The organism is Nioella sediminis, from assembly GCF_001879695.1.
Classification (GTDB): domain Bacteria; phylum Pseudomonadota; class Alphaproteobacteria; order Rhodobacterales; family Rhodobacteraceae; genus Nioella; species Nioella sediminis.
Window position 1 is genome coordinate 1 of the sequence record NZ_MNBL01000145.1, and the last position, 10,622, is coordinate 10,622.

Below are 10,622 nucleotides of genomic sequence, written 5' to 3' on the forward strand. Positions count from 1 at the left end.
GGCGAAATCCCGGTATATCAGGCTGCCAGGTCGATCCAGACCGGCACGTGGTCCGACGGCTTTTCCCGCGCGCGGATGTCCTTGTCGATCTGGCACTCCTCCAGCAGATCCGCCGCCTGCGGGCTGAGCAGCAGGTGGTCAATGCGGATGCCATCGTTCCGCTGCCAGGCACCGGCCTGGTAGTCCCAGAAGGAATAGTGATCCGGCCCCGCCACCCGGGCGCGGAACGCTTCGGTAAAGCCGAGGTTCAGAATCCGGCGATAGGCGGCGCGGCTTTCGGGCCGGGCCAGTGCATCGTCTTTCCAGGCCTCGGGCCGGGCGGCGTCCTCATCCTGGGGAATGATGTTGTAATCGCCCGCCATCACCACCGGCATTTCCTCGGCCAGCAGCGCCCGCGCGCGCGCCTCCATTCGCGCCATCCACGCGAGCTTGTAATCGTATTTGGGGCCGGGGCAGGGGTTGCCATTGGGCAGGTACAGCCCACAGAGCCGCACCGCATGGGCCTCGCCCACCACCGTCGCTTCGATCCAGCGGGCCTGTTCGTCCGTCTCATCGCCGGCCAAGCCGCGCGTGACGTCCTCCAGCGGCAGTTTCGACAGGATGGCAACGCCGTTGAAGCTCTTCTGCCCGTGGGTCTCCACGTTATAGCCGCGTTCCTCGAACATCTCGCGGGGGAAGTTTTCATCCACCGACTTGATCTCCTGCAACAGCGCCACGTCGGGCTGTGATTCGTCCAGCCAGTCGCACAGCGCCGGATAGCGCGCCTTGATTCCGTTGATGTTGAAGGTGGCGATCTTCATGGCGCGGGTCCTGTTCGTGTTCAATGTACAGATATTGCACTCATTTTTGCCGGTCTGGCCGGCAAAGCCAAGGGGGGTTGCCATTAAAGTGTCAATGTGACACTATTAATTCAAGCGACGTGACCCAAAGAGTGGACCAGACCCATGCGTAATTTCCTGACTGTCCTGTTCGTGATCTTCCTGCTCCTGCCGATGCGGGTCATGGCCGATGATGACGCGGCGGCAGACATTGCACCGCTGGTCCCCGGCGTGGAGATCTCGGCACAACAATAATATCGAGCGACCAGACCCATGATCAGACAGACCGTCCTTATCATCGCCATCTTGCTTGCGCTGCCCTTTGCCGCGCGGGCCCAGGAGGATTCGCTTGTCGCGGGCTACCGCGCCGAGCTGACCGCGCTGCGCGAAGCGGCTGCATCCACCCCGGCGCTCGGCATCGTGCGGGGTCAGCTCAGCCGCGCTTTCATCGAAAGCGACATTGTCTTTTCCCGCCGCTATCTCGACAATTGGAGCCAGCTTTTGCAGGACCGTTGGGCGCAGCATGATACGTTCTTTTCCACCCAGCTTCAGACCCTGAATACCTGGGACGAGGCGCTGACCGAAGGCCGCATTACCCGCGCAGAGGCCGAGGCCGCGCTGGCCCCCGCCGTGGAACAGGTCGCGGTGATTGCCGGACATATCCCCGACTGGCTGGAAGACGATGTCGCACGTATGGCCGAACGTGGCTTGTGGACCGATCTGGCGCAGGAAATCGGCTGCTGCGATGCGCTCTATTACCATGCGCTGTCCGAGGCCGATGCGGTCTGGGGCGTCGCACTCAGCCCCGATCCGTCGGCGATTGCCGCCTTGCAGATCATCCCCGCCGTGCCAACGCCTGACAGCCCCGATGCGACGACCGCCGACATGGCCTTTGCCTGGCTTGCTTCGCGGGCCGAGGGCCTTGTGGCCGATGGGGCGGCCAGCCCCGCTCGCCGCCGGGCTCTGCTGATCGAGGCGCGCCTGCTGGAAGAGCTGTTCGGCCTGCCCGGTGACGTGCAGCTGGAACGCAGCCTGACCACGCTGGCCACCCGCGAGGGTTTTGCCGCGCAGCCGGTTGCGCCGCTGATCCGCATGGCCGCCCTGACCGAACCGGGGCCGCTGCGCGACCTGCTGCTTGGCCATGCCGCCGCCCGGCTGGACAGCCGCGCCGACCACCTGCGCGCCGGGGCCGAGGCCGAAGGGGGCGCGCTCGACCGCATGGTCACCGCCGATGCCAGTCCGACCCGCCAGATGACAGCGTCCAGCAGCGGGTATTCCGCAGCGTCCCCGATGATCCCGCCCTCGACCATGCCCACGCCCGCGCCCCTGCCGGAAGCGGCGCAGAACTCGGACGCGGAGGCCGCGGACCTGGTGGATGAGGCCCTTGCCGCGCTGTTGCACGCCGGTTCCGGGGCAGGGGATATCAGCCTTTATGTCAGCATCGCCGACATGGCCGAACGCGCCGATGCGTTGATCGGGTCGGGCACATCGCTCGGCCTTGTGGAAACCCTTTTGCCCGAAGCGGACTAGGCAGGTTACGGCGTGCCCCCGTCTTCCGGTGCGCCGCCCGTCAGCCAGGCCCGCGCGTCAGCCTCTGCATCTGGCGCAAAGGAGCGGATTTCGAGGTTCGGGACCAACAGGCTTTCCACGGCGGCAAGGTTCCTGACCCATCCCTGATCGGTCAGCACCGCGATCTTATCCACCTTGCGGATCATCGCCATCAGTTGCCCCCAGTGGCGCAACTCGACCCCGATCGCGCCAAGTGTCGGCCATTCCACCCCCTCGGCGCGCAGCAGCGCCGCGCCATGGCGCATGTCCTTGACCACCGGCACCAGCATGGTGAGCGCGATCTCCATCGCCACAGAATCCATCTGTCCCGTGACGTCCATGACCAGAAGGTTCGGGGCGTCGAGCGTTGCGGTGAATGTGGGTTGGGTCATCGGACAGCTCCTTTATCGGCTGTCCCCATGCTGCGCGCTATGGGCGTGTCGGGCCTTGATCGGTGTCAAGCCGTGACCGGATTGCCCGCCCGCCCCCTACATCGAGAAAGAGGTGCCGCACCCGCAGGAGGATGTGGCGTTCGGGTTCTCGATGGTGAACCGCGCGCCGATCAGTTCCTCGGTGAAGTCGATCACCGCATCCGACAGGAAGGGCAGGGACACGCTGTCTACCACAACTTTCTGACCGCTGCCTTCCAGCACAAGGTCATCCTCGGACGGCGCGTCGAGCGTGATTTCGTACTGGAACCCGGAACAGCCGCCGCCCTCGACGGCGACGCGCAGGGCCTTTTCCTCGCCCGAGGCCGCGTTGATTTCGGCGATCCGGGCAAAGGCGCGGTCGGTGACTTTCGGGGGCAGGGTCAGCATGGGCAGGGTTCCGGGGTCGGATTGAATCTGGGCGTGTGATACAAAAATAGGGCGTGTAACATCCACTCACAAGAGAGTGACGTTCACAACCTGAACCCAGGCGACCGACGGGGCGACATATGGGCAGCCAGGCTGGGAATGATCCGGTGTTCTGGTCACGCCAGGAAAGGTCCGACATGCACCCGCACCGCATCAAATCCACCCTTGTCCATTTCGTCCTGTCCGCTCTGGTCGCGGTCCTGTCCCTGACCATGCCAGCCGCTGCTCAGACCGACAGCTTGCCGATCCAGGCGATCCGGGACCGCGTTGCGCTGCTCTATGAAGCCCATGACCGGCTGTATGATCTCGACGTATCCGACGACACTCTGCGGGCGGTCTTCGATCGGCGGGGCGTGACGGAGGAGGGGTATGATTACCTCTCATCCTCTTCCGGCGGGCTGTTCCTGTCCTGGTCGCATCTGCGCCCGCTCTATCGCAGCGCTGACCGCACCCTGTCGGGATGGGTACGCGCCGTGCGCGCCGGGCGCTACACCACGGATGAAGCCGAGGCGGTCCTGCGCCCCGCCCTCGACCGGTTCGAAACGCTGCATGACCAGATCGGCGACTGGCTGGAGGCCGAGGCAGAGGCCCGCGCCGTCAGCGCCCATCTCAATGGCCTGCATCAGTGGGAGGCCGCGCGCGCGGTTCTGCCCGCGCTGGACCGGCCGGACTATGCCCTGATCGGTCGGTTGGAGATCTTCCCGCGCGAGGACGGCCCCCTCGACCCGCGTCCGGAGGCCGAGGCGCTGGCGCGGGCCGTTGCACATGCTGCGCCCGGGGACCACCGCCGTCTTGCGGCCAGCACCGCGGCCCTGATCCGCCTGACCGATCCTGCCGCTGCCGATGCGCTGGAAGAGCTGATTGAGCTGTTGGCGGATCGGACCGATCTGCTGCGTCAGCCGGTTTCCGTGATCCTCGACGAGGCCGATGCGCTGCCGGATGACAGCCGTGCCCGTGCAGAACTGTTGGCCCGCGCGCAGGACCGGCTGACCTATCACCTGCTGCACGACACCCGACTGGCCGCCGGGGCCGCCGCCGTGGCCGGAGAGGAAGAGCGGGAGGAGGTGATCGCCGCGCTTCTGGCGCAGGCCCGCCGCCTGATCCGCCTGCGCAACGACCTGATCGACCCGACCCGGCCCAACTCGCCTGCCCTGCGCTTCGTGTCCGTGCTGCATGCCAGCCTGCTGACGCTTGGTGTCAGCGAGGATGCGGTGCCGGAAGTCCGGGAACTGCGCGTTATCATTTCGGAGGTCGGCAGCGCCGTTGCATTGGCCGGACAGCGCCCGCCGACGGCGATTTTCGCGGGCGCTTTCGGGGCGGCCTCCGGGCTGGCCGGTCAAAGCGCGGCGGGCATCCATCAGGCGGCCGATTGTCTCGAACTGCTCAATGCGGCCATTGCCAATAACGATCAATCCGTCACCGGCAGCGCCGACTGCTCGCGAGAGCTGGAGCGCATGTTGCAGGGGCGGGCCTTCGTGGCGGAAGCCGCACAGGGCTTTCTGGAAAGCACGGTCGCGCAGCTGCCGGTGATCGGCCCGCTGGTCTCGACCGTGATCGGCTGGTTCTTGACCGAGTGACCCCTCGTCAGCTGCCACGCCCGCTGCTATAGCCCCAAGGATAACAGCGGACAGAGAGCCGCGGGAACCACAAGGCAGAAGGAGGCAGGGGCGATGGCAGCACCCTATGCCTGCAACCCGGATGAAAGCCGTGGCAGGCTGTTCACAGAGGAAGAGAGCGCCTTCCGCTCTCCCTTCCAGCGCGACCGCGACCGGATCATCCACGCGGGTGCCTTTCGGCGTCTCAAGCACAAGACGCAGGTCTTCGTGGAACACGAAGGCGACTATTTCCGCACCCGGCTGACCCATTCCATCGAGGTGGCGCAGGTGGCGCGCACCATCGCCCGCGCCCTTGGCCTGAACGAGGATCTGACCGAGGCGGTGGCGCTGGCCCATGACCTGGGACACACGCCCTTTGGCCATACCGGCGAGGATGCTCTGAACGCCCTGATGGCCCCCTATGGCGGCTTCGATCACAACGCGCAGGCGCTGAAGATCGTGACCTCGCTGGAACGGAATTATGCAGGCTTCGACGGGCTGAACCTGACCTGGGAAACGCTGGAAGGGATCGCCAAGCATAATGGCCCGGTGCCCGCGCCGCTGCCCTTCGCGCTGGCCGATTACAACGCCCGCCACGATCTGGAACTGGACACCCATGCCAGCGGCGAGGCGCAGGTGGCTGCCGTCTCGGACGATGTGGCCTATAACAACCACGATCTGGCCGACGGGTTGCGGGCGGGACTGTTCACCGATGCCGAGGCGGCGGAGCTGCCCATTGTGGGCGCGGCCTATGCGGAGGTGGACCGGGATTGGCCGGGGCTGGACAGAAAACGCCGCCGGGCCGAGGCGCTGCGGCGGGTTTTCGGGGTGATGGTCGGTGACGTGATCGACACGTCGCGCGCACGGCTTGCGGATGCGGACCCGCACAGCGTCGAAGAGCTTCGCGGCGCAGGGCGGCCCATGGTGCGCTTTTCGGATGCGCTTTTTACGGATCTGAAGGAGATCCGCGCCTTCCTCTTCTCGCGCATGTACCGCGCGCCCTCGGTGGTCGAGATGCGCAGCCGTGTGACACGGGTGGTCGAAGAGCTCTTCCCGCTCTACATGGCGCGGCCCGAACTGTTGCCCGAGGAATGGAAGCAGGACGTGGAAGCGGCCCGCGATGAGGTGGCGCGGGCCCGGCTGGTCGCGGATTATATCGCCGGGATGACAGACCGATTTGCGCTGCAACAGCATGGCGAACTGATCGGAAACGCGTGACAGGCGGCGCGGGGCGTGCTCTGCTTCTTGGCAAGAGTTGTCCCGAAAGGAGTTTTCGATGATCCGGATGATTGCATCGGTCTGTGTCCTGGCGCTGGCTGCAAGTGCCAGTATGGCCCAGAACCTGCCGCAAGGGCGCTATGAGCTGAATAGTTGCAGCGGCAACCCCTATTCCGATGGCGGGATGGAGCTGAACGGGTCGCAGATCCTGTTCTACGAAAGCGCCTGCACCGTGTCGAACCCGGAAGCGGTGCGGGGTATGGAGGGGGCCTGGCTCTATGACGCGCAATGTTCGGGCGAGGGCGAGACCTGGACCGCGCGTTATATGATCATGCCGGGTTGGGAGAATGATGTGGTCTTCGTGCAGGAGCACTGGGCCGGGGTCTATGCCTATTGCGGGCCGGTGACTTCCTACGAGCCGGAACCGCCTGCACCGGGCGGGTCCAGCAAGTAACGCGGTTTCGCCGCGCATCGCGCGTCGACCGGGCAACGGCCTTCCTCAACCTCCCGCTTCGCGGGAGGCCTCGTCAGGCCGTGTTGCCACGGGAATGTGGCCAGAGCGATGCGGATGGTGGGCGGTGCCGTCTGTGGCGCGGATGGCAGGGGCTCTGCCCCCGTCGCTTCGCTCCTCCCCCGAGGTATTTTTGCCAAGATGAAAGGGCGGGGCGGCTCGGTGATTGACCTTGGCGGTGCCCGTGATAAACCCGCGGCCAATCAGACAGGACCCGTGACATGACCCTTTTCGCCGATATCCGTGCGCTTGTGATCGAAAGCCTTGAGGCGCTGGCCTCGGACGGGGCGTTGCCCTCTGGGCTCGACATGAAGAACGTCGCCGTGGAACCGCCGCGCGATGCGGCGCATGGGGATATGGCGACGAATGCGGCGATGGTGCTGGCGAAACCTGCGGGCATGAAGCCGCGCGACATCGCCGAGGCACTGGCTGGCAGGCTGGCTGGCGATGACCGGATCGAGACCGCCGAAGTGGCGGGGCCCGGCTTTCTGAACCTGAGGCTGTCGGAGGCGACCTGGCGGGGTGTCATTGCCGGTGTGCTGGCGGAGGGCGCGGATTATGGCCGCTCCGGCATGGGGCAGGGACAGAAGGTCAACGTGGAATATGTGTCCGCCAACCCCACCGGCCCCCTGCATGTGGGCCACACGCGGGGTGCTGTGTTTGGTGACGCGCTGGCCTCGCTGCTCGATTTTGCGGGCCATGAGGTGACGCGCGAATACTATATCAACGATGGTGGCGCACAGGTCGATGTGCTGGCGCGCTCCGTCTACCTGCGCTACCTAGAGGCCCATGGACAGGAAGTGGCGTTCGAGGATGGCACCTATCCGGGCGATTACCTGATCGAGGTGGGCGAGGCGCTGAAAGCCAGAGTGGGCGATGCCTATGTGGGCAAGCCCGAGGCCGATTGGCTGGTGGAGGTACGCAACTTCGCCACCGACGCGATGATGGCGCTGATCCGCGAGGATCTGGCCGCGCTCGGCGTGAAGATGGACCTGTTCTATTCCGAGAAGTCGCTTTACGGCACGGGCCGGATCGAAGCCGCGATCGAGGATCTGAAGGCCAAGGGCCTGATCTACAAGGGCGTGCTGGAGCCCCCCAAGGGCAAGACACCCGAGGATTGGGAGCCGCGCGAACAGACCCTGTTCAAATCCACCGATTACGGCGATGACGTGGACCGCCCGATCATGAAATCGGACGGGGCCTGGACTTATTTCGCCCCCGACATCGCCTATCACTACGACAAGGTGCAACGGGGCTTCGATGCGCTGATCGACGTGTTCGGGGCCGACCATGGCGGCTATGTCAAGCGGATGAAGGCGGCTGTCTCGGCGCTGTCGTCGGGGCGGGTGCCTCTCGATATCAAGCTGACGCAGCTGGTGAAGCTTTACCAGAACGGGCAGCCCTTCAAGATGTCGAAGCGGGCGGGGACGTTCGTGACGTTGCGCGATGTGGTGGACCTGGTGGGTGCGGACGTGACGCGTTTCGTCATGCTGACCCGCAAGAACGACGCTCCCCTGGATTTCGACCTGGATAAAGTGCGCGAGCAATCCAAGGACAACCCGGTGTTCTACGTGCAATACGCCCATGCGCGGATCTGCTCGGTGATGCGCAAGGCCGCGGAGGCGGGGATTGCCGCCGATGCGTCCGACCTGTCTTCCATCGCCCATCCGGCGGAGTTCGCGCTGGCCGCGAAGCTGGCGGAATGGCCGCGCCTGGTGGAGATTGCCGCCGCCAGCCACGAGCCGCATCGCGTGGCCTTCTACCTCTATGATCTGGCCAGCGAGTTCCACGGGCTGTGGAACAAAGGCAACGCCGAACCCGCCCTGCGCTTCCTGCAGGAGGACGACCCTGTTGCATCGAAAGCAAAACTTGCCCTCATCGGTGCCGTTCAGGTTGTTATTTCCAACGGTCTTGGTATCTTGGGCGTGACACCGGTCGAAGAAATGCGCTGAGGGCAGCCCCGAACATAACGGGGCGTTCATCGAAAAAGCGAAGGCCGGGGATCGAGCAGGCTATGAAATACCCGGTATGCCGCGCCTTATGCGGACTGCCCATGCCGGGAAGCGAGGGCAGGCATGGCAGATATTGAGTATTATGATGAACCCGCGTCCCGGTATGACACCGAGGGCGCAACCGCCGCGTCGGGCATGTCCATTATCGTGAACTGGATCGGTGCGTTGATGTCGGTGGCGCTGATCGTCGGGCTGGCGATCTGGGCCTGGCAACTGACGGTGCGCGATGTCTCTGGCGTGCCGGTGATCCGGGCGCTGGAAGGGCCGATGCGGGTGGCCCCGGAAAACCCCGGCGGCACCGTGGCAGACCATCAGGGGTTGGCGGTGAACCGCATTACGGAAGGGGCGGAGGCCGCGCCGGCCGCAGACCGGATCGTACTGGCCCCGGCACCGCTGGACATCGAAGAGATCGACCTGAGCTCTGCCAGCCTTCCGGCGGACAGCACCGCGCCTGCGGACAGCGCGGGCGAGGAAACGCTGGCGCTGATCGACCGGCTTCTGGAAGAGGCCACGCCGCTGGAACCGCTTGACCCCGTGGCCGAGCCCGACGTTGCCGCTGCCGAAAACCCGGTGGAGGCCGCCGTGGCAGAGGCGCTCGCCGGGTCGCCGCGCCCGGTGATCGAGGTGATCTCCGCCGCCATTCCCGGTGTCAGCCGCTCGCTGAGGCCGCTCAGCCGCCCGGAAGAGGTGGTGCTGGTGGCCTCGCTGGACCCGGCCGCGCCCGTGTCCACGCCATCTGCCTCGGCTGACGTGACCGAGCTTGACCCGGAAGGGCTGGCGACCGGCACCCGGCTGGTGCAACTCGGAGCCTTTGACGACGCCGAGACCGCGCGAGAGGAATGGGCCCGGCTGGCGCGTCTCTACCCGGATTTCTTCCGCGACAAGGATCGGGTGATCCAGCGGGCGGTGTCCGGCGGGCGGGCCTTCTTCCGCCTGCGCGCGCATGGCTTTGATGACCTGTCGGATGCCCGCCGCTTCTGCACCGCGCTGAATGCCCAGGGCGCGCCCTGTATCCCCGTCACCGTGCGTTAAACCCCCGTGCACGCCGCGAAAAGCGCCACGATCCTCGGCTGTCTCGGCCCGCAACTCTCGCGAGCGGAGGCGGCGTTTTTTGCGGATGTGGCCCCGGTGGGGTTCATCCTCTTTGCCCGCAACGTGGACACGCCGGATCAGGTACGGCGACTGACCGGCGATCTGCGCGACGCCGTGGGTTGGCACACGCCGATTTTCGTGGATCAGGAAGGGGGCCGGGTGCAGCGCCTGCGCGCACCGCATTGGCGCGAATGGCTACCGCCTCTGGATCAGGTGGCCAAGGCCGGACCAGAGCGCGCGGCGCGGTCGATGTATCTGCGCAGCTATCTTATCGGGCGGGAACATCTGGCGCTTGGCATCGACGGCAATTGCGCGCCCTGTGCGGATATCGCGCGGGATCAGACGCACCCTTTCCTGCGCAATCGCTGCTACGGGGAAGATGCTGAAACCGTTGTGAAAATATCGCGCGCCGTGGCCGAGGGACTGTCGGATGCCGGGGTGTTTCCGGTGATGAAGCATATGCCGGGCCATGGGCTGGGAACGCTCGACAGCCACCACGAGTTGCCGCATGTGACCGCCGCGCGAGAGGCGCTGGACAGGACGGATTTCGCCGCCTTCCGGGCGCTGAACGATCTGCACTGGGGCATGAGCGCGCATCTGGTCTTTGACCGGATCGACCCCGATGCCCCCGCAACGCTCAGCCCTGTCATGATCCGGCTGATCCGCAAGGAGATCGGGTTTGACGGGCTGCTGATGACCGATGATCTGTCGATGAACGCGCTGCCGGGCGGGATCGGCAACCGGGCAGCCGGGGCAATTGCCGCAGGCTGTGATGTGGCGCTGCATTGCAACGGCAAGCGCGAAGAGATGGATCAGGTCGTTGCGGCGGCAGGAGGGTTGGGGGAAGCCGCTTCGAAGCGGCTTGGTCGCGCCCTTGGCAGCCGTCGCCCCGCCAGTGATCTGTCCGAGGCGGAGGCACTGGCGGAGCTGTCAGCGCTTCTGACATAAGGGCCGGCCTGACACACCCGCTC

11 protein-coding genes are annotated in these 10,622 nt (G+C 65.7%); 8 read left to right on the forward strand and 3 right to left on the reverse strand.

All coding sequences use genetic code 11. From position 1 onward, the window contains the following. Positions 1 to 17: 17 nt before the first annotated feature. Positions 18 to 800 carry an exodeoxyribonuclease III gene (gene xth, locus BKY26_RS16420; RefSeq protein ID WP_071691461.1) on the reverse strand — a complete coding sequence of 261 codons (783 nt, stop codon included), beginning with the start codon at positions 798 to 800 and terminating at the stop codon, positions 18 to 20. A 144-nt stretch (positions 801 to 944) separates the two neighbouring features. Here xth and BKY26_RS20820 point away from each other — a divergent pair, with 144 nt between their 5' ends. Continuing rightward, positions 945 to 1,073, forward strand: a complete 129-nt coding sequence (locus BKY26_RS20820) for a hypothetical protein (RefSeq protein WP_281249844.1) — start codon at positions 945 to 947, stop codon at positions 1,071 to 1,073. 18 nt (positions 1,074 to 1,091) lie between these two features. After that, positions 1,092 to 2,348, forward strand: a complete 1,257-nt coding sequence (locus BKY26_RS16425) for a hypothetical protein (RefSeq protein WP_071691462.1) — start codon at positions 1,092 to 1,094, stop codon at positions 2,346 to 2,348. 5 nt (positions 2,349 to 2,353) lie between these two features. On the opposite strand, the gene BKY26_RS16430 is transcribed toward BKY26_RS16425, so the two are convergent. Together BKY26_RS16430 and BKY26_RS16435 are read right to left on the reverse strand one after the other, a co-directional pair. Further along, on the reverse strand, positions 2,354 to 2,758 hold the full coding sequence (locus BKY26_RS16430) for a SpoIIAA family protein (RefSeq protein ID WP_071691463.1): 405 nt from the start codon (positions 2,756 to 2,758) through the stop codon (positions 2,354 to 2,356). Positions 2,759 to 2,854: 96 nt separating this feature from the next. Then, positions 2,855 to 3,184, reverse strand: coding sequence for a HesB/IscA family protein (locus BKY26_RS16435; protein WP_193600204.1), 330 nt, complete (start codon positions 3,182 to 3,184; stop codon positions 2,855 to 2,857). Positions 3,185 to 3,360: 176 nt separating this feature from the next. Here BKY26_RS16435 and BKY26_RS16440 point away from each other — a divergent pair, with 176 nt between their 5' ends. From BKY26_RS16440 to BKY26_RS16465, 6 genes are all read left to right on the forward strand, one after another. After that, positions 3,361 to 4,800, forward strand: a complete 1,440-nt coding sequence (locus tag BKY26_RS16440) for a hypothetical protein (RefSeq protein WP_131541912.1) — start codon at positions 3,361 to 3,363, stop codon at positions 4,798 to 4,800. A 93-nt stretch (positions 4,801 to 4,893) separates the two neighbouring features. Next, entirely contained in the window at positions 4,894 to 6,036 is a 1,143-nt protein-coding gene (locus BKY26_RS16445; protein WP_071691465.1) for a deoxyguanosinetriphosphate triphosphohydrolase, read from the forward strand. A 58-nt stretch (positions 6,037 to 6,094) separates the two neighbouring features. Further along, the gene (locus BKY26_RS16450) at positions 6,095 to 6,490 is read left to right on the forward strand and encodes a hypothetical protein (protein ID WP_071691466.1); all 396 of its coding nucleotides are present in this window, start codon (positions 6,095 to 6,097) and stop codon (positions 6,488 to 6,490) included. A 278-nt stretch (positions 6,491 to 6,768) separates the two neighbouring features. Then, complete coding sequence (gene argS, locus BKY26_RS16455) at positions 6,769 to 8,499, forward strand: arginine--tRNA ligase (protein WP_071691467.1); 1,731 nt, start codon at positions 6,769 to 6,771, stop codon at positions 8,497 to 8,499. A gap of 123 nt (positions 8,500 to 8,622) precedes the next feature. Then, positions 8,623 to 9,591 carry an SPOR domain-containing protein gene (locus BKY26_RS16460; protein ID WP_071691468.1) on the forward strand — a complete coding sequence of 323 codons (969 nt, stop codon included), beginning with the start codon at positions 8,623 to 8,625 and terminating at the stop codon, positions 9,589 to 9,591. 6 nt (positions 9,592 to 9,597) lie between these two features. Then, complete coding sequence (locus BKY26_RS16465; protein WP_071691469.1) at positions 9,598 to 10,599, forward strand: glycoside hydrolase family 3 N-terminal domain-containing protein; 1,002 nt, start codon at positions 9,598 to 9,600, stop codon at positions 10,597 to 10,599. Positions 10,600 to 10,622 lie beyond the last annotated feature (23 nt).

Excerpts from the sequence above, each read along its gene's own strand:
- BKY26_RS16430 (WP_071691463.1), bottom strand. The coding sequence starts at position 2,758 with ATGACCCAACCCACATTCACCGCAACGCTCGACGCCCCGAACCTTCTG.
- BKY26_RS16435 (WP_193600204.1), bottom strand. The coding sequence starts at position 3,184 with ATGCTGACCCTGCCCCCGAAAGTCACCGACCGCGCCTTTGCCCGGATC.
- xth (WP_071691461.1), bottom strand. The coding sequence starts at position 800 with ATGAAGATCGCCACCTTCAACATCAACGGAATCAAGGCGCGCTATCCG.
- argS (WP_071691467.1), top strand. The coding sequence starts at position 6,769 with ATGACCCTTTTCGCCGATATCCGTGCGCTTGTGATCGAAAGCCTTGAG.
- BKY26_RS16425 (WP_071691462.1), top strand. The coding sequence starts at position 1,092 with ATGATCAGACAGACCGTCCTTATCATCGCCATCTTGCTTGCGCTGCCC.
- BKY26_RS16450 (WP_071691466.1), top strand. The coding sequence starts at position 6,095 with ATGATCCGGATGATTGCATCGGTCTGTGTCCTGGCGCTGGCTGCAAGT.
- BKY26_RS16460 (WP_071691468.1), top strand. The coding sequence starts at position 8,623 with ATGGCAGATATTGAGTATTATGATGAACCCGCGTCCCGGTATGACACC.
- BKY26_RS20820 (WP_281249844.1), top strand. The coding sequence starts at position 945 with ATGCGTAATTTCCTGACTGTCCTGTTCGTGATCTTCCTGCTCCTGCCG.
- BKY26_RS16440 (WP_131541912.1), top strand. The coding sequence starts at position 3,361 with ATGCACCCGCACCGCATCAAATCCACCCTTGTCCATTTCGTCCTGTCC.
- BKY26_RS16445 (WP_071691465.1), top strand. The coding sequence starts at position 4,894 with ATGGCAGCACCCTATGCCTGCAACCCGGATGAAAGCCGTGGCAGGCTG.